At 37.8% G+C, this 20505-nt stretch carries 14 protein-coding genes; 12 read left to right on the top strand and 2 right to left on the bottom strand.

Translation table 11 applies throughout. The features are described from left to right. Positions 1 to 1116 (bottom strand): hypothetical protein (locus QZ265_RS04600; RefSeq protein WP_296403847.1); only part of this gene is annotated, 1116 nt, incomplete at its 3' end. 436 nt (positions 1117 to 1552) lie between these two features. Here QZ265_RS04600 and QZ265_RS04595 point away from each other — a divergent pair. The 12 genes from QZ265_RS04595 to QZ265_RS04545 all read left to right on the top strand — a co-directional run bounded on the left by QZ265_RS04595 (position 1553) and on the right by QZ265_RS04545 (position 19096). Further along, on the top strand, positions 1553 to 5662 hold the full coding sequence (locus QZ265_RS04595; RefSeq protein WP_296403846.1) for an AAA family ATPase: 4110 nt from the start codon (positions 1553 to 1555) through the stop codon (positions 5660 to 5662). 395 nt (positions 5663 to 6057) lie between these two features. After that, the gene (kdpF, locus tag QZ265_RS10935) at positions 6058 to 6138 is read left to right on the top strand and encodes a K(+)-transporting ATPase subunit F (protein ID WP_366513651.1); all 81 of its coding nucleotides are present in this window, start codon (positions 6058 to 6060) and stop codon (positions 6136 to 6138) included. Next, complete coding sequence (gene kdpA / locus QZ265_RS04590) at positions 6138 to 7850, top strand: potassium-transporting ATPase subunit KdpA (RefSeq protein WP_296403843.1); 1713 nt, start codon at positions 6138 to 6140, stop codon at positions 7848 to 7850. Before kdpF ends, kdpA begins: the two co-directional genes overlap by 1 nt. Before the next feature lie 130 nt (positions 7851 to 7980). Beyond that, positions 7981 to 10023 carry a potassium-transporting ATPase subunit KdpB gene (gene kdpB, locus QZ265_RS04585; protein WP_296403849.1) on the top strand — a complete coding sequence of 681 codons (2043 nt, stop codon included), beginning with the start codon at positions 7981 to 7983 and terminating at the stop codon, positions 10021 to 10023. A 37-nt stretch (positions 10024 to 10060) separates the two neighbouring features. Continuing rightward, positions 10061 to 10759, top strand: coding sequence for a potassium-transporting ATPase subunit KdpC (kdpC, locus tag QZ265_RS04580; RefSeq protein ID WP_296403841.1), 699 nt, complete (start codon positions 10061 to 10063; stop codon positions 10757 to 10759). Between the two features lie 17 nt (positions 10760 to 10776). Then, positions 10777 to 13512, top strand: coding sequence for a DUF4118 domain-containing protein (locus tag QZ265_RS04575; RefSeq protein WP_296403839.1), 2736 nt, complete (start codon positions 10777 to 10779; stop codon positions 13510 to 13512). A 38-nt stretch (positions 13513 to 13550) separates the two neighbouring features. Beyond that, the gene (locus tag QZ265_RS04570; RefSeq protein ID WP_296403837.1) at positions 13551 to 14234 is read left to right on the top strand and encodes a response regulator; all 684 of its coding nucleotides are present in this window, start codon (positions 13551 to 13553) and stop codon (positions 14232 to 14234) included. An 83-nt stretch (positions 14235 to 14317) separates the two neighbouring features. Next, positions 14318 to 15034: a TetR/AcrR family transcriptional regulator gene (locus QZ265_RS04565; RefSeq protein ID WP_296403835.1), complete on the top strand. Its 717-nt coding sequence runs from the start codon at positions 14318 to 14320 to the stop codon at positions 15032 to 15034. Between the two features lie 297 nt (positions 15035 to 15331). Further along, entirely contained in the window at positions 15332 to 16543 is a 1212-nt protein-coding gene (locus QZ265_RS04560; protein ID WP_296403833.1) for an iron-containing alcohol dehydrogenase, read from the top strand. 42 nt (positions 16544 to 16585) lie between these two features. Next, positions 16586 to 17635, top strand: a complete 1050-nt coding sequence (locus QZ265_RS04555; protein ID WP_296403831.1) for an NADP-dependent oxidoreductase — start codon at positions 16586 to 16588, stop codon at positions 17633 to 17635. A 144-nt stretch (positions 17636 to 17779) separates the two neighbouring features. After that, positions 17780 to 18457, top strand: a complete 678-nt coding sequence (locus tag QZ265_RS04550) for a type 1 glutamine amidotransferase domain-containing protein (RefSeq protein WP_296403829.1) — start codon at positions 17780 to 17782, stop codon at positions 18455 to 18457. A gap of 9 nt (positions 18458 to 18466) precedes the next feature. Beyond that, entirely contained in the window at positions 18467 to 19096 is a 630-nt protein-coding gene (locus tag QZ265_RS04545) for a glutathione S-transferase family protein (protein WP_296403828.1), read from the top strand. 92 nt (positions 19097 to 19188) lie between these two features. Here QZ265_RS04545 and QZ265_RS04540 read toward each other — a convergent pair whose 3' ends face one another. Then, positions 19189 to 20220 (bottom strand): WG repeat-containing protein, encoded by a 1032-nt coding sequence (locus QZ265_RS04540; protein ID WP_296403826.1) that lies wholly within the window; start codon positions 20218 to 20220, stop codon positions 19189 to 19191. Between the last annotated feature and the right edge of the window lie 285 nt (positions 20221 to 20505).

Below are 20505 nucleotides of genomic sequence, written 5' to 3'. Positions count from 1 at the left end.
TTTATTTCTACCTAACCAAGACATATCCGCCTTGAGACTGAATATTCCTTCAATTTTATTAGTAACAATATCAATAGTACTAATTAGTCTTGCATCTATATCACTACATTTAATACCTCCACTTAGAATTTCTATAGCCTCTACCCGAGTAAAATTTATAGGCATCTTTCTTAATTGTTTACTATCTACAAAATAATGGGTTAAAAAATTTCGAAGTTGTCCTTGGCTTAGGAGCCACTTAACATCATTGCAAGCAAATATAGATTTGAAAAAGTTTTTTTCTGTAGAATTTGGATCATTTTGCATAATTAAAGATTGTATTTTTCTTAAAGAGCTTAAAGTATGATATACATTTACAAACCTTAATCTTAATAGACATAAACTTCCTTCTTGGAAAAACTGCGAAGTAATGTATCTTGTATAATTAAGCCGTACCAATAGTAATGATAAAGCAGGTGCGAAATTTTTATTACTATTCTGAAAATTAATACTTGAATATAGTTTTTTACTTTTTATATCCTTTGTTTCATATTGACGAATATTTGATTTATATTTTGTTAACTCGATATCTTCATTAACATCAAATTTATTTATAACAGTCTGAAGATAAACACCAATACTTTGCCCTAATTCAAATGCATACTTTTCATCAAGTTTAAAATTTGGTCCAAAGTCATAAATGGTTGAATGAGTAGTTGTAATAAATCTACCATTAAATTGGGTAATACCCATATCATCAATTAGGAAAGGAAGTATCGAACCTATATTATTAGAATTAAGCTCTTTATACCTTTTGATTTCGTTTTCATCAATGGTTTTTAAGATAGATAAGACTTCATTGAAGTCTTTTTTTGAGTCAAATAACTTAGCTCGATGACGACTTAGTCTTAGTTTATCTATTGCATCATTATCGAACAATTGTTTCATTTCGGGATTTATTCTTGTAATTACATCATAGCTTTCAATTGTAAACATTCCTATTTCAGTCATAAAACCATTAAGCAGTAGACCTACTTCAGGTAAGCTATGAATTTGCATGTACATATTTTTAAAAGCTATAGTATCGTCGATACAGGCTTTTAAAGCTTGTTTTTCATTCAAAGACTCAATGCTCATATTGCCGTCAAAATCCCAAATTTCTAAAGATTCTACTAAAAGCTATAATGTAAAAGCTAAATTGATATAATTAGTTCGAACGTTTCGTTAAATTATGATACTAAATAATTATTTAAAATAAGTTTTATTACTTTACGTCAACCTACTAGTTTACCTACTTTTTTAAATTGAAATTTATACATTATTTTATTTGATAAACTAACTTTGCATCAAAGGTGCGATTTAGCCTCGATTTGAGAACCGTTAAAACCTCTTATAATACTAGGCACTGCAATTTTAGGTTCGCAAGAGAAAATCCCTTATAGGGGGGTTTTCTGAAAGGATATCCTCTTAGTTGACAAGATAGGAACGTAAAGCGAGATGAGCTACCAATCCTGATTAACTTCAAAGCACCCTTTCAACTTCTTATTTCTAATATTAATTCTAAGATGACATCATGCGCTTAATCGAACTACGACTCAAAAACTTAAACTCACTTAAAGGCGAATGGCATATCGATTTTAGCGATACGGCGTTTGTGAATGAAGGGATTTTTGCCATTACGGGGCACACGGGTGCGGGTAAGACTACGATTTTGGACGCCATTTGTTTGGCGCTGTATGGGGCGACCCCTCGCCTTGGTGAGATTACCTCAACCAATGATGTGATGACACGGCTAACGGGTGAATGTTATGCCGAAGTGGTGATTGAGTTGAACGGGGCGCAATACCGATGCCGTTGGGGTCAACGCCGAGCGTATGGCAAGTCTGATGGGAATTTGCAAAGTGCAACGCATGAGATCGCCGAGGTAAATATTGATAATCCGAGTGCGGGCGATAAAGTATTAGAGGAAAAATCGTCGCTGACTAAAAAGAAAATTATTGAACTGACATCGATGGATTTTTCGCAGTTTACCCGCTCTATTTTACTAGCACAGGGCAGTTTTTCAGCATTCTTAAAAGCAAAAGCAGATGAACGTGCTGATATTTTGGAGAAGATTACCGGTACTGAAATTTATGCCGATATCTCAAAAAACGTGCATGAGAAGTTTCGTATTGAAAAGGAAGAGCTTGAGCGGATGCAAGCAGTAGCAAATAGTTTGTCGCTGTTGGATGCTGATACCGAAGCAGAGTACCGAGAGATGATTGACACTTTTAGTGGTGAGCAAGATAGTAAGAAAGCCACACAGGCAGGGTTTGAGGCACAAATTAAGTGGCTGGATGCGGTTGCGGATTTGCAAGGTAAGCAAAATCAGTATCAGCAAGATGTGCAGAATGCCGAGCAGGCGAAGTTAGCATTTAGGACTGATGCCGAGCGTTTGGATAAGGCGAATAAGGCGCTTGAAATTAGCAATGACTTTAATCAACTGGTGACATATCTTCAGCAATTGGAAAGCGTAAAATCAGACCAGAATCAATGTAAGCAGGATCTTACTGAGGCTGAAGGTCAGTTTAGCCAAAATAAAGTGGATTTAGACCATGCCATATCAACCGAACAAACGGCATCGGATCAGTATGAAAAAGCGCAACCTGAAATTTCTGAGATACGGGAGCTAAATGGTCAAATCTTACAGTTTCAACAGCATCTGCATGACCAACAAACTCGACATAAAACATTAACCACCAATATTGATGGGTTAAACGCTTCTTTAAAGACGTCTAACATTGAGCAAGCGCAATTGCAGACTCAGCTGGATAAAGCAATCGATTATCTTGCTCCTCGCTCGCATCATGAGCAACTTGTCAGCCATATTGAGTCATTTCATCAGCTTGGGAAGCAAATTAAAAGCTTGTTAAGCAATAATGCGGATAAGGCGTTAAATAGAAGTCAGGCGTTAAGTAACTTGGCTCAGTTATCGCAGAAACTTAAAACGCTCAAGAGTAGCCAACATCAAGCGGATGCTCAAATTGAACGTAAAAAACAAGAGGTTGACTCGTTAAAGGCGCAACATCGTAACTTATTGCAGGGGCAAACTCTTCAATCGCTACGTCATCAACAAAGCCATATTGACCAAAGCTGTCAACAGCTTAGTGATATGCGTGCGCAATTTGGGCAGATCGGTGAGGTTACTGCTCAAGTTCAAGCGTTAATGGCCTTACTACCTGATAATCAGGCTAAGATTAATAAGTTTCAGCACCGTATTAAGGAGAATGAACTGACGTTTGTTAGGCTAAATACCGAGCATGAGGATAAGAAAACCAATTTAGAGCTATTACAACAAGTTGCAAAGCTTGAAGACTTTATCCACCTGTTGCAAGACGATGAGCCTTGCCCACTATGTGGGTCGCTTGAGCATCCTTATGCGAGCAATCATCCGTTGTTAGAGAATACGTCACAAGATGGTTTGAAGCTCTCACCCATTAAGGAACTTAGAAACCGTATAGGTGAATTATCGATTGAGATTAAGGATGTTGAGAAGCTTATTGCTGAAGATAAGATTAATTTGGCAACTTCGAAAAATGAGCTGAACGGTTATCAAAAGCAGTTAAGTGATCAGTTAGCTCAAGCATCAAAATTAGCCGTTGATAGTGCATCACAGATAGCGACCTTAAAACAACTACTAAATAACGTTAGCCCTAAGCTTGTAGAGAGTTTTAATAACTATTCATTAGTGACGAAACTCAATGACTCGCAAAAGACTTTGGAAGCTCATTTCAATAATCCTGATTTTGATAAACCTACTAGTGATATCTCTAACGAAGCGCTAATAAATGCAAAGTCGACAGCCGATGACTTAATATCATTATTGCAAAGCGTTATACAGGAATTAGCATCGCAAAAGGACTCGCTAAACACGGTGCTCGATGATAATGATAGTTTAATGCACGACATTAGCCAAAGCGAAATGGCACTTAAAGCTCTGCAAGATAACGCCCACTCTGCTTTGCAAGAAATAAATGATATCGAAACAGAGATTAAACTGAGTAAACAACAAGTTGCCAGTAATGAAGCTTATATCGAGAGTAATTTTGTTGAGATTGAGAGCTTGGTTCAGTCTATCCAGAATTTAGCTATTCACTATAAAGGTGATGATCAGAATAAATGGACGACCCTAGATACAGAGCTTAATAAATTCAGTGACTCTATAACCAATAAACAGGTTCTAACCATACCTGAGTCTGAAACGTATATAGACACTCTACGCAACTATTGTAGAGGGATGCAACAACTACAAAAGGACTATGACCAACAACGAGAACTTAGCCAATCGTTGAATAGCGAGATTAGTAATTTAGTTACTAAGATTAAAGGCTTAGAGAGTCAGCTTGATCAGTTGCAAAGTGAACGGAATGCTTTATCAACTGCTATTAAAGAGTCGCAAACCAATCTACAGTCATTACTGAACACTAGACAAACACACTATCAGAAGATCGAAAGTGAGCTTAATATTAAGGTGCCCAGTTTTGAGGATGTTGATATTGATATTGATGTTAATGTTGAGGATAAAGCCAGCAACGAAGAAGCTCCTGCTTATGAAGTTGCAGATATAGACGCCATTGATAAACACCTACGTTTGGCAATGGATAATGCCAGACTAGCGCTATCTAAGGTGAGAGAATCATTTATTAATAACCAACAGCGTATCGAACAACTTAAGCAACAAGGATTAAAACTGGATAAAGTAATAGAAGAAACCAGTGAAAAGTTAGACCAGCAACATACTGTATTTGATGGATTGTTAAAAGACAATGATTTTGCCGATGAAAGTGAGTTTAAAGATGCCATGTTGGAGCGTGAGACTCGTGAGGCATTAGCTAAACAACAACAACAGATGGATAGTTATTTGAAAATCGCCCAACACAAACTTGAGGATACCAGTAATCAATTGGCAGAAAAACTGGCTAATCCATTAGTTGAGCATGGTGAAGACTATGAAGATAATGAAACCGTTAAAGCTACACTTACGACCAAACTGTCAGCAATAGAGTTTGAGATATCAGAGCTTAATAAACAAATTGGTGCGCTTGAACAAAAACTGAAAGACAATGAAGCCAATAAAGCCAACCAACAGGCACAACTTGAGGCGATTAAATCTCAACAACAATCATTTGCAGTTTGGCGTAATTTACGAGAGCTCATTGGCTCAGCAGATGGTAAAAAATATCGCACCTTTGCGCAAGGTTTAACTTTTCAAATCATGGTCAGTAACGCCAATACTCAGCTTAAAAAGATGAGTGACCGTTACCTGCTTACCCGTGATGAAGAGAATCCACTAGAGCTAAATGTCATTGATGACTATCAAGGTGGCGAGATTCGCAGTACCAAAAATTTGTCGGGCGGTGAAGGGTTTATTATTAGTCTGGCATTGGCGCTTGGATTGTCCAAAATGGCAAGTCTAAATATGAGCGTTGATTCTTTATTTTTGGATGAAGGGTTTGGCACACTTGATGAGGATTCGCTTGATATTGCCCTTGATACTTTGACCAACCTGCAAGCTGAGGGTAAATTGATTGGGGTGATTTCGCATGTACAAAGTTTAAAAGAGCGAATATTAACTCAAATTAAGGTTGAAAAAATTTCAGGCGGTTGTAGTGTGATTAGTGGGGCGGGATGTAGGCAAATTTAGAACGTTCCATAATGAATAATTTAGCTTAGAACCTTTAACAATTATTCATAAATCATAAAGCATATAGACTAAATTTGGTAAGTTATACTTACAGCTAAACTTATAAAACATCAATCCTCTCACTTGTCCTTATCACCTTCTCTCATCATCTTTATATTTTCTTTATATCTTCATTATCTAATTTGACAGCACTTTTATATCTTTATCTTCATAATATTACAGCTAAGAAAGATTCAGTAAAACTTTAGATATATTGATAGCAATTTGAATTAAGCTAAGCAAGATAAGTGTATTTAAAATTTAATTTAAAATCTACTGAGTCGCTCAAAATTGGGCATTGACTGTGTGTAAATCAGTCTAATTCTGAGCTTAATTATTAAGTTTAGGTGAAGGTTATGGAATTTCTCGCTGGATTTTTAGCTTTTTGTTTATTCGTATATTTACTTTACGTCCTATTTAAACCGGAGGCATTTTAATGACACTATATGCCTTTATACAACTCGTCATATTTCTGGTAACCCTATTTATTTTAGGTTATTTTTTATCTGTCTATATGGTCCGCGTTATGCAAAGTCCGGTATCCAATACCGAACTACGCATCTTTAATGCCCTAGGTATGATTGGTCATGACCAATCAGGCAAACAAGTTATTGGCATGAATTGGAAACAATACACCATAGCTATTGTATTGTTTAACCTTATAGGGCTTATTGCACTGTTTGGATTGCAATTGGCTCAAGGCAACCTTCCATTCAATCCTGAAAATATGTCAGCGGTTAATTGGGATTTAGCGCTTAACACAGCTATAAGCTTTATGACCAATACCAACTGGCAAGCTTATGGTGGTGAGAGCACTATGAGCTATCTTACTCAGATGATGGGATTGTCATTACAGAACTTCTTATCTGCTGCAACAGGTATTGCTGTGGCATTTGCTTTAATACGCGGATTGGTCTTCAAAAAAAGCCCTCATTTAGGCAATGCTTGGATAGACTTGTGGCGATGTAATATTTATATTTTACTACCAATCTCTATCATTATCGCTTTAATGCTAATGAGCCAAGGCGTAATTCAAACGCTATCAGCCTATGTCGATGTTCAAACTCTACAAGGTGGAACACAGCGTATTGCTTTAGGTCCTGTGGCCTCTCAAGAAGCCATTAAAATGCTTGGTACTAATGGTGGTGGCTTTTTTAACACCAACTCAGCGCATCCCTTTGAAAACCCTACTCCTGTTTCTAATTTTATCGAAATGCTATCTATATTCTTAATTCCTACTGCACTATGTTTCAGCTTGGGTAAATTAAGCGGTAACATCAAGCAAGGTGTCACTATATTAGCGACGATGACCTTGTTATTTATAGGTATGTATTATGTTGTTGTTAGCAATGAGCTTGCCGGCAATCCTTGGTTGGCTTCTCAAGCCCAAGGACTCACTGACGTAGCAACTAGTGGCAATATGGAAGGTAAAGAAGTACGTTTCGGTATTGTAGCATCATCTTTATTTGCAACCATTACTACAGCTGCTTCTTGCGGTGCAGTAAATGCAATGCATGATTCATTTACCCCTCTTGGTGGCCTTGTCACTATGCTTCAGATGCAGTTAGGCGAGGTGGTATTTGGGGGTGTGGGTGCAGGCTTGTATGGCATGTTGTTATTTGCCGTTTTAGCCGTATTTATCTCAGGTTTAATGATTGGTCGTACGCCAGAATATCTAGGTAAAAAGATTGAACCTTTTGAGATGAAAATGGTGGTATTAGGTCTATTGATTGCGCCTATTACTGTGCTTATGGGTACCGCTGTCAGCGTTATAACTGGTGTGGGTCAAGAAGGTCTCTTTAATCCTGGGGCTCATGGTTTTAGCGAAGTTTTATATGCCTTTAGTTCTGCTGCTAACAATAATGGTTCTGCATTTGCAGGCTTAGGTGCAAATTCTGTGTTTTATAACCTTATGCTAGGCATTTCTATGTTAATTGGACGCTTTGGGGTAATAATCCCTGTTTTAGCCTTAGCAGGATCTTTAGCTCAGAAGCCAAGACTTTCGGTTAATAGTGGCACATTGCCAACCACCACACCTTTGTTTGTGGGACTCCTAGCAGGAACTGTTTTATTAATTGGGGCATTAACGTTTGTGCCAGCTTTGGCTCTAGGACCAATTATTGAACAGCTTTGGATGTTAGGTAATTAATTGATCACATTTTATGATTATATAAGGAACACAAATAATGAGTACGTTATCTGATTCCAACAAAATGAATAATATGCAGCCTCAGCCTGATAATAACGACTCAGGTTTGTCGCAAAAACCTGCACAAGGTATGTTAGATGCGGCACTTATGAAGCCTGCTCTAAAAGAGACTTTTTTAAAACTTGATCCAAGAATACAGTGGCGCAACCCAGTCATGTTTGTGGTGTATGTTGGCTCAATAATGACTACTATTTTAGCCATTAATATGCTTATAAAAGGCGAACAAGGTGTTCCCTTTACGGTATATATCGTCTTTTGGCTGTGGTTTACGCTATTGTTTGCAAACTTTGCTGAAGCTTTGGCAGAAGGACGAAGCGAAGCTCAAGCTGCAAGTTTGAAACAAGCCCGCCAAGATGTACAAGCTCGTAAGCTTGACTCATCAGATCGTCACTCTAAAGCCACTTTGGTTCAAGCGACGCAATTGAATAAGGACGATATAGTACTGGTAGAAGCAGGTGAAATTATACCCGCTGACGGTGAAGTAGTAGAGGGTCTAGCATCGGTAGATGAGTCTGCTATTACTGGAGAATCTGCCCCTGTTATTCGTGAAAGCGGTGGAGATTTTAATGCAGTAACAGGGGGCACCAGAGTGCTATCGGACTGGTTAGTTATACGAATCACACAAGCACCAGGACAAGGCTTTTTGGATCGTATGATTTCGTTAGTTGAAGGCGCTAAACGCACCAAAACTCCGAACGAGATCGCCTTAACTATCTTATTGGTGGCTTTAACTCTTATATTTTTAGTAGTCTGTGTCACTTTGCTACCTTTTTCAAAGTATGCAGTGATGTCATCATCTACAGGTGAGCCAATCTCAATAGTAGTTTTAGTGGCCTTACTAGTTTGTTTAATACCTACCACGATTGGCGGTCTATTATCCGCCATTGGGGTCGCTGGTATGAACCGCATGATGAAAGCCAATGTTATTGCTACATCTGGTCGTGCTTTAGAGGCCGCAGGGGATGTGGATGTATTATTATTGGATAAAACCGGCACCATCACTTACGGTAACCGTCAAGCCTCACAATTTGTGCCAGCTCAGGGGGTATCTGAGTCTGAACTTGCAGAAGTGGCTTTAATCAGCTCTTTAGTTGATGAAACCCCTGAAGGTCGTAGTATTGTTAAATTGGCTCAAAGCAAGTACGCATTGGATGAAAATATATGGAAATCGAAACCTTTCGATTCAATTGAGTTTACTGCTCAGACCCGTATGAGTGGTGTAGATATTGACAATCGTCAGATTCGAAAAGGGGCTTATGATGCCATTGTAAATTGGGTTAAAACTCAAGGTGGTACATTACCTAATAATATTGAAAATCAAGTTGAAGAAGTGGCACGTAGAGGTAGTACACCGCTATTGGTGGCCGATGGTGCTAACCTACTTGGAGTGATTGAACTAAAAGATATGGTGAAATCAGGTATCAAAGAACGCTTTGCCGACTTACGAAAAATGGGTATTACCACGGTAATGATTACAGGGGATAACCCTTTGACTGCAGCTGCTATTGCTACTGAAGCTGGTGTAGATGACTTTATAGCAGAAGCAACGCCTGAGCAAAAGCTTGAAAGAATACGAAGTTACCAGCGTCAAGGCAAGCTTGTGGCCATGACAGGAGATGGTACCAATGACGCCCCTGCCCTTGCGCAAGCAGATGTAGCTGTAGCCATGAATAGTGGTACTCAAGCGGCTAAAGAGGCGGCGAATATGGTTGACTTGGATTCAAATCCGACCAAGTTAATCGAAGTGGTTCAAACTGGTAAGCAAATGTTGATGACGCGAGGAGCCTTAACCACTTTTAGTTTATCAAATGATATAGCTAAATACTTTGCGATTATCCCTGCAGCATTTGCTAGTACTTATCCAGGATTGGTTGTATTAGATATTATGCATTTGGGAAGCCCAAAAAGCGCCATTTTATCTGCCATAGTCTTTAATGCTTTAATTATAGTATTTTTAATTCCTCTAGCTTTGCGTGGCGTAACATATCGACCAGACTCAGCTATTAAGCTATTACGACGAAATCTATTAATCTATGGATTAGGAGGTTTAATACTTCCATTCATGGGTATCAAAGTTATAGATATGATTATCAATATACTGCATTTGGTTTAACTACCGTTTGAGATAATCAACAATAGGATAGATAACTATGAACACATTGCATAATACTAAGACATCTACAAATAACAGCTTTGAGCCTGATATTGAAACGAACTTACAGAACGCTTCGCTTGAAGATGGCAATCATCAAACTGTAAATATGCCAATGCTTAAACCTGCTATATTATTATTTTTAGTTTTATCATTGATATTGGGTTTATGCTATCCACTTTTCATTACAGGTATTGGTCAAACAGTATTAAATGATAAAGCTAACGGTAGCATGATTGAAAAAGAAGGAAAGCTTGTTGGCTCAAACTTGATTGGTCAATCATTTGATCAAGATCAATATTTATGGCCGCGACCTTCTGCCGCTGGTAAAGGCTATGATGCCGCTCAATCTTCAGGTAGTAACTTAGGTCCTTTAAATCCCGAATTGGTTAAAAACGTTGAAGCACAAGTTGAGAAACTAAAAGCTTCAGATCCTGGCAACACAAAACCTATTCCTCAAGATTTAGTAACCTCATCAGCAAGCGGCTTAGATCCACAAATCTCGCCAGCAGCTGCCGAATGGCAAATTAATAGAATTGCTCGGGCGCGTGGCATAAGCACTGAGCAAGTGCAACAGATTATTAATGCTAATACAGAGGGCCGTCAATTAAGTCTATTTGGTGAACCACGAGTGAATGTGTTAGGTGTCAATCTAGCCTTAGATAAGCTTGCTCAGACTCAAAATTCTAAACCCTAATAATATGAGTTTAAAATATGAATCACACACGACCCAATCCTGAAGATCTTCTTAAACAAATTAAGCAAGAAGAAAACGTGCTTAATAGAGGTAAGTTAAAGATTTTCTTTGGGTCGTCTGCTGGAGTGGGCAAGACTTATGACATGCTTTCTGCGGCACATCGTGACCAGTCAAATGGGTTAAACATACTGGTCGGTATTGTCGAAACTCATGGAAGAAGTGAAACTTCAGCTTTATTAGAAGGATTGCCGATTCTGCCTTTACGTCAAATTGAATATCGAGGTCAATCCCTTGAAGAGTTCGATATTGACACTGCATTAAGTCGTCATCCTGATATTTTGTTAGTAGATGAGCTTGCACATAGTAACGTACCTGGTTCTAGACACCCTAAACGCTGGCAAGATGTCGAAGAGTTATTAAAAGCGGGTATTAATGTCTATACCACATTAAATGTGCAGCATTTAGAAAGCTTAAATGATGTGGTTAACCAAATAACTGGGATTGCAGTTCAAGAGACTATTCCTGATTGGTTTTTTGATCAAGCTACAGAGGTGGTACTAGTTGACTTAACGGCGGATGAGTTATTAACTCGACTAAAAGAAGGTAAAGTTTATATTCCAAGCCAAGCCAAACATGCCATTAATAATTTCTTTCGTAAGGGTAATCTAATAGCATTGCGCGAGTTGGCATTACGTCGAACTGCCGATATCGTTGATGCTAATATGCATGACTATCGTGCTCGTTCACGTATTTCGTCAATTTGGAATACCACTGATCAGTTATTGGTGGGTATCAGCATTCGATCTAATAATGAGCGACTCATACGTCATGCAGCCAGACTAGCAAGCAGTTTACATAGTCAATGGTATGTCGTCTATGTAGAAACCCCTCGAAACACATTTAAAAAATCAAAACATAGGCATAGTGTTCTAGAAGCTTTACGCTTAGCAGGTAGTCTTGGTGCAAAAACAGAAATCATTAGTGCGACAACTGTGGCTGAAGGTTTAGTTAGTTATGCTCATCAATTTAATATTGGAAGAATCATTGTCGGCATTAGCCAGTCACGACTTAATTATTATACCAACACCCTTATTAAACAAATCTCCAAACAAGATAAAAATCTAGATTTAATACTAGTCAATCAATTAAAAGCAAAAACTAAGCAGACCCAACTTCTACAATTACCCTCATCTAATATCGATACTTTGTTTTCAAAAGACAATTTATTTGGTTATATAATAGCCCTCTTTGGCTGTATGCTTGTCACTATTGGTCTTATACCTTTAACGAGATGGTTTGACCTAGCTAATGTGGTAATGCTTTATCTACTTATCATCGTGTTTATTTCGGTACGCTTTGGTCGTTCGCCTGGCATATTTACCGCTTTAATAAGTGTGTTAAGTTTCGATTTATTTTTTGTTGAGCCAAAATTATCGTTTAATGTCAGTGATGTTCAATACTTAATTACTTTTACGGTAATGATGTTAGTCTCTTTAATCATAAATAACTTAGCCGTTGGGTTACGCTTTCAAGCCCAAACCGCAAGAAAGCGTGAACAACAAGCTATTTCAATGAGATATCTTGCTCAAAGTTTAAGCGCAGCTCGTAAAATCAATGAAATAGTCAATCAGTTCTCACTATGGGTAACTCAGCATATAGCCAGTAAAACTGTGATATTAATGCCTAATAACGAAGGCAGCCTTAAGGTAATTTCAGATTCAAATATCCCCTCGGAATTTGATAAGAGTATTGCACGCTGGGTTTATAATAATAACGAAAACGCAGGTCTTGCAACCAATACACTCTCGGCAAACCCAATGCATTATCGAGCTCTATCAATATCTGATCAGGTACATGGTGTCATAGCCTTATTGCCTGAAGATATCGATCATTTTAATCAGCCAGAACAACAGCGCACCTTAGATCTAGCAATTGCACAAATCAACCTTGCCCTTGACAGGGTGTATTATGCTAAAGTTGCTCAAAATGCCTTAGTTAAAGCTGAGTCTGAACGCTTGCGAAGTTCACTACTATCGGCTTTATCACATGATATTCGTACTCCTATTACTGTATTATCAAGTTTGGCTGCCTCACTTCACTCTCAGAATTTATCAGTCGATGAACAAAAACAATTGGCTTATGATATTGAACGGCAGGCCAATGTTATTCAGCGTTTGGTAGTAAATATTTTAGACTATGTTTCGCTTCAGTCAGGAGCAATGCCACTTAATAAACAGTGCGTTAGCTTAGAGGAAATCCTAGGTAGTAACATTCGTCAGATAGAACCTTATCTAGGGCATCGACAACTAAAAATTGATATTCCTAGTCAAGTGGCCTTTATATTTACAGATGAATTAATATTGTCCCGTATCTTAAATAATTTATTAAGTAACGCAATAAATTACACTCCAGATGATGCTATCATTAAAATAGAAGCACAAATCATACAGTCAGATAATAGTCGTTGGTATCAACTTACAGTTACTGATAATGGTAATGGCATACCTGATGGTAAAGAAAATCTTATCTTTGAACGTTTTACTCGCGGTGCATCTGAAAGCACCACAATAGGTTTGGGTTTAGGTCTTGCTTTAAGTAGAGATCTGGTAAATCATTTGGGCGGCACTTTGACTGCAAGAAATATTCATCCTCATGGTGCTCAATTTGAAATATTGTTACCATGGGAATCCATACCAGATCAGAAATTATTAATTGACAAATTTAATAGCGAATTTGAAGATTTTGATTCCTAATTAAAATTGACACTATCCACTTGAGTAAAAGCTTTTTTATGAAATCGATCTTAATAATTGAAGACGAAGTGCATATAGCAAGATTCATCAAAACTTCTTTAGAACAAGAAGGCTATCAAGTTCATGTGGCTCATCTATCAAAGACCGGATTAATAGATGCTGCTACCCGGCGTCCTGATTTATTAATCTTAGATTTAGGTTTACCTGATGGGAATGGCTTTGATGTGATTTCAGATTTAAGAGCTTGGTCCTCAATTCCTATTTTAGTGCTATCTGCCCGTAGTGATGAACAAGACAAAATTAAAGCACTCAATTTAGGAGCGGATGATTATCTTACAAAGCCATTTAGTATGGGTGAACTTATAGCCAGAATAAACGCTCATATGCGCCGCTGGCCAGTTAATGCAGACTCCTCATCTGAATTAAATTTGGGCAATATCAAGATAAATTTAGAATTAAGACAAGTAACTAAAGACGATATGCTGGTTCACCTTACCCCAATCGAATATCGAATGTTGACAATACTAATTAAGAATGCTGAAAAGGTTATGACTCATCAACAGCTTCTTAATGAAGTATGGGGAAAGAACCACTGTCATCAAGAGCATTATGTCCGTATATTTATGTCAAATTTACGTCAAAAGTTGGAGGATGAGCCCTCTAGGCCCAAATACTTTTTAACCGAGATAGGTGTTGGTTATAAATTACATGTACCTAAGTAACTTTATCAACAATGTTTATAATTTATAATATTTATGAGTATAATATTAGCTTGCAAATGAATAATAGCTAATATGGATCTATCATGACTGACTCAAATACTCACACATCACTTCTTAATACTTCAAATTTAGAAGATAACTTAGAAATTAATTCAGAAGATAAAAAGCCAGTCACCCCAAACAATAGTAATTTTTTTAAGTATTCTCCTAATGACACTAAGTCCCATTTGATTGCTACCGGATATCAACTTTTAGCAAAAAAAGGGTTTACCGCTGTAGGTATTAAACAGATTTTAGAGACTGCTGGTGTTCCTAAAGGCTCATTTTATCATTACTTCGCATCCAAAGAAGCATTTGGTGAAACCATTATTGAAAGCTACTTTGAGCATTATAAACATCGATTAGAAGAGATATCAGATCAAAACCTAACTGCACAACAAAAGCTATGTAACTACTTTCAATTTTGGTATAACACTCAGCAAAATGAATGCGATCATGAGAAATGTTTGGTAGTTAAACTTAGCGCTGAGGTATCCGATATTTCTGTGACCATGAGAGAAGCTTTAGAAGGCGGCTATCAACAGACCATTGATTGGATTACACATCAAGTTAATGCGGGTTGGTCTGATAATTCAATTCCTCACACAGCCGATATTAGCGCAGAAAGTATTGCGAAACGTTGGTATTACGCTTGGTTAGGTGCCAGTCTTATTGCAAAAACCAGTTGCAGTAATATTCCCTTGGCTGAAGTTTGGCAAATGACTGCTACTGAATTAGGGTGTGAATCAATTGAGTTATAGCTTCATTTTATAAAAAATATATTACCTACCATTGTCTTTAGCTATCGAATCGGTCATAAATTCTTGAATAGTTTATTATTGATAGCTTTTATTCTAATTTATGTCAAACCAAATTTTATGTATTATTTTTAAATTAAAATAACATTATGAAGTTTTGTAAAATTACTAGACGACCGGTCTAATCAATATATATAATTGCCGCATAAGTTTTTTTATAGTTCTAAAGACTTAGAATTTAAACGTTTTAATACTTAGATCTCTAAAAATCATATTGCTAAATATAATATAAGGATAACCATGAATAACTTTCAATATTATAATCCTGTACGCATTGTTTTTGGTGAAGGTCAAATAAAACAACTTGCTGACTTGGTACCCACTAATGCTAGAGTATTGATCACTTATGGCGGTGGCTCGGCGAAACGTACTGGTACTTTAGATGAAGTAAAAGCTACGTTAGACAATAGCGGTCAGCGTGAAATATTTGAATTTGGCGGCATTGAGCCTAATCCCGAATTTACGACGCTTATGAAAGCTGCCGATATGGTTAATGAAAATAATATCAATTTTATATTGGCTGTGGGTGGCGGTTCTGTAATTGATGGCAGTAAATTTGTCTCATTGGTATCTTCGTTGCAAAATGAAGATGGTAGTGTGTCTCGTGACAAAGCTTGGGAAGCCTTAACCAGCTTTTGTAGAAATATCAAGTCAGCAATCGACTTAGGCGCTGTATTGACCATTCCAGCTACCGGTTCTGAAATGAATTCAGGTGGTGTTATTAATTATAGTGAACGTCATGCCAAACTCCCCTTTGGTAACCCATTGGTTTATCCAAAATTCTCAATCCTTGATCCAACCAAAACATTAACCTTGCCAGAGCGTCAAGTAATGAATGGCGTTGCAGATGCTTTTGTGCATGTTATGGAGCAATATCTGACTTATCCCGTGAACGCTAAGGTTCAAGATGCTTTTGCCGAAAGCTTATTGAAGACTCTTATTACTGAAGGCTTAGCGGTTAAGCAAAACCCAGAAGATTTAGAAATTCGTAAAAATATCATGTGGACGGCTACTATGGCATTAAATGGCCTAATTGGAGCAGGTGTCCCCCAAGACTGGACGACTCATATGATTGGCCATGAGTTAACTTCATTACACGGTATTGACCATGCTCGTACTTTAACTATTGTATTACCATCTGTAATGCGTGAACTTAAAGACAGTAAAAAAGATAAGCTACTTCAATACGCTCGTAACGTATGGAACATTATCAATGACGACAACCAGCTTACTGATGATGAAGTTATTGAAATTGCTATTGCCAACACCGAAGGCTTCTTTAGAACTTTAGAACTACCTATCAATTTCGATGATGCTAAGTTAGATGAGTCAGCTATTGATCCTATTATCAATCAACTTAAAGAGCACGGCATGGTAGCATTGGGTGAGCATAAATCTAATGACTTGGAAGTATCACGTCGTATTTTACAACGTGCTGCCGCTAGCGCATAGCCAAGATAAAAATTATATAACTACTATAAAAGGATGACTTTAATGAGCTTTGATAATCAACAATCTCAACATATTAATCGTCAAATAAAACTTGCTAGCCGCCCTAATGGCAAACCTACCGATGATAACTTTGAATTGACAACGAGCGATGTTCCTAGTGCTGGTGATAATGAGATGTTATTACGCACGCTTTATTTATCTCTAGACCCATATATGCGTGGTCGTATGAGCGATGCCAAAAGTTATGCTGATCCGCTTAAAGTGGGCGATGTAATGTTAGGCGCTACAGTTTCACAAGTAGTGACCTCAAACATCGAAGGGTTTAACAAAGGTGACATAGTCGTCGCTTATTGCGGCTGGCAAGATTATAGCGTTAGTAATGGCGAAGGCGTTTATAAGCTAACTAAAGATATGAAGGAGCCCTCTTATGGTCTAGGTGTTTTAGGAATGCCAGGTTTTACCGGTTATATGGGCTTAACTGATATTGGTAATCCAAAGGAGGGTGAAACTTTAGTTGTGGGCGCTGCTACAGGTCCTGTTGGCGCTACAGTTGGTCAAGTGGGTAAACTTCATGGTCTAAAAGTTATCGGTGTTGCAGGTGGTGAAGACAAATGTAAATTTGCAGTTGAAGAGCTCGGTTTTGACAAATGTATCAATCATTATGCAGACGATTTCGATGAACAGCTAAAATCAGCCTGTCCTGATGGTATCGATATCTATTATGAAAACGTAGGTGGCCGAGTTTTTGATGCTGTATTGCCATTATTAAATGCTCATGCACGCATACCAGTATGTGGCCTTGCTGCTCACTATAATCAAACTGACTTGCCAGAGGGTAAAGATCGCTTAAGTTTGCTAATGGGCACTATTCTAAGGCAGCGTCTAACTGTTAAAGGCTTTATTATCTTTGAAGAGTATGGCGATCATTTTCCAGATTTCTTACAAACCATGGGTAAATTGGTATCAGAAGGTAAGGTAAGAACCAAAGAGCATATTGTTGACGGTTTACAAAACGCTCCGCAAGGGTTTATTGACATGTTAGATGGTAATAACTTTGGTAAAACAGTGGTTAAGATTGCTGATCCTGAATAGTTTACCTATTTTTTTTATTTATTTTAAAATTTTATGATTAATATTTTTTTGTCTTATTTTTATTTTAAGAGATAAAGTAACCAATAACTAGCCTAATAAATCACTGCACTATCAACTTAATAATCTACATATAAAGGATTTATCATGAAAATCTTAATGGTATTAACATCGCATGACCGTCTAGCTGATACCGGCAAAAAAACCGGTTTTTGGCTCGAAGAATTTGCTGCACCCTATTACGCCTTTAAAGATGCAGGGGCTGAGATTACATTGGCCTCACCAACAGGCGGACAGCCTCCACTTGATCCAAGTAGCGATACTCCAGATGCCCAAACTGAGTTTACTGATCGATTTAAAAACGATCCTGCTGCTGAGCAGCATTTGGCGAATACTCTTAAGCTTGCGGACATCAATAGCGATGATTATGATGCAGTATTTTATCCAGGCGGCCATGGCCCATTATGGGATTTAGCAATTGACGAAAAATCTATATCTCTAATAGAGGACTTTGTCCTATCACAAAAACCAGTGGCATTTGTGTGCCATGCCCCAGCTGCGTTAAAGAACGTTAAAGTAAACGGTGATTATTTGGTTAAAGACAAGAGAGTAACCGGCTTTAGTAATACTGAAGAAGAAGCGGTTGGCTTAAGCGATGTTGTACCTTTTTTATTAGAAGATGCGCTTAAAGAAAATGGTGGTCACTATGAAAAAGGCTCAGATTGGCAATCATATGTGGTAGAAGATGGTCTATTGATTACTGGTCAAAACCCAGCTTCTTCAGAAGAAGCTGCCAAAAAGCTTATTCAACGTCTACAAGCATAAGAGTACTATATGATTAAATTACATCATCTTAACCAGTCTCGTTCCCTACGTACGTTATGGCTACTTGAAGAGTTAGGACAGCCTTATGAAGTTATTAGCTATCAGCGTGATGCTAAGACTCACCTTGCACCTGAGAGCTTAAAGAAAATTCACCCACTGGGTAAATCTCCGGTTATCGAGCTTGATGATCTAGTCATTGCTGAATCTGGTGCCATTACGCAAGTTTTGATAGAACGCTTTGCGCCTGAACGGTTACGCCCTGCATTAGATAGTAAAGATTACGCACGCTATTTACAGTGGATGGACTTCTCAGAAAGCTCGCTTATGGTGCCGTTATTGCTCGAACTATTTACTCAGTCTGCAGGCGTGAATGACAATGAGTTTTTAACAGGCTACATTGCCAAAGAGAAGCATAACCTTCTTAGCTACTTGAACAATGAGCTTAAAGAAAAAACCTATATCGTTGGGGATAAGTTAACCGGTGCTGACTTTATGCTGTCGTTTGATTTGATCATGCTTGCACAACGTGGTCTTCTAGACGACTATATGCATATTAAAACTTATGCCGATAGCTTATCTGGTATTGATAGCTATCAACGCGCTTTGGCTTTAGAAGCCAAATATGATGCGTCCAAATAATTAAAACAGTTGCTATTTTTTTAACTAAAAAAACAGCCCTCTGAGGGCTGTTTTTTGTTTAGATATTATTATCTAAAGCGCCTAAGTTATAGCTACGAGCAACTCACATAGCTGCCTTTGATATCAATACAAATCTGATCCCCATTAGCATTATTGGCTACCCATGCCTTACCGTTAGTAAATTGAAACGGTTGTACACCTTTATAATTAGTACTGCTTTGTCGGCTAACCTTTGACTCTTCATAATTAAAAGGAATTACTAGCTCACCTGCTAAGTTTACAAAGCCCCATTTATTCTCCATACGGACTCCAGCTAGCCCTTCAGAAAAAGGGGTAACCTGCTCAAATAAGAATTTAATCATTGGTACGTCACCACGATTCACAAAGCCCCATTTGCCATCACGTTGTTCAGGCTGCCATATTTCGCTATTGCTTTTAGGACTAGATGCTACAGGTGCTGAAGTTGAAGGGGTACTAGTACTTTGAATAACAGGGGCTGTTTTTGCTGCAGGTTTGCTAGTTGAAGACGTACTATTAGATCCTAAAGCGGTCATAGTAGATTTGCGACTTGGAATAACTTGTAGTGGATTGGCAGTAGGTCTGCCATTTATATCAACCCACTTTGGGCCATTACGAGTGTTAATACTGGTTGAGTCACCCCTAAAGTCACTGATACTTAAATTGTCGGCTGAGAATGGAATTATGATTCGATTTTTAGTATCAATAACACCAAAACTACCTCCTTTTTTTACCACGATACGATTGTTACTAACCGCACGCGACCATCCTTTGGTTTGGTTATCGCCAGAGATAATGTCATAGATGGCAGGTATCACTTCTCGACCTGTAACATCGATATAACCTACTCTGCCTAAGCGCTGAACTGGAACCAGGCCTTCTTTAAGTTTACTTACATCGATATTGTTATATCGCATTAAATCAGCAACTCGCCTGCCTTTTTTATCAATTAAAGCAACTGGCTGAGCTGAGTCTTTTAAAGCCAAAAAGTAGTCACTACTTGCCGTGCAAAAAACATTTGTATAATAGCTTTTGGGCACCTGACAAGCATAAGCAGGTAGACTTATCGTAGCCAAAGTTGCCAAAATCCAGACAGCTTTATTCACTCTTAACCAAGCCGACTTTGGCCGTTTAATTGACCTTATTGAGAAATCTGACTGGCCAGAGTATGGTAAATAACGTAATAAGTAACTACTAAGTTTATGGATTTTGTGGTTAAAATTTGAATAGCTAACTTTATATAATGTCATGTATTTATTAAGTAAAAGGATGATAAGTTTATCGAAAAATAGCAGAAATCAAATAGATATTCCATAATTATTATAAATCATTGCATTCAAGAATTGATAATGTAACTTAATCACCCCTATTAATTTAAAGGTATTTATTAA

The sequence above is a fragment of the Psychrobacter sp. genome (assembly GCF_018260395.1).
Classification (GTDB): domain Bacteria; phylum Pseudomonadota; class Gammaproteobacteria; order Pseudomonadales; family Moraxellaceae; genus Psychrobacter.
Note: the sequence above shows the minus strand (reverse complement) of the source record. Positions and strands in the feature narration are given on the sequence as shown.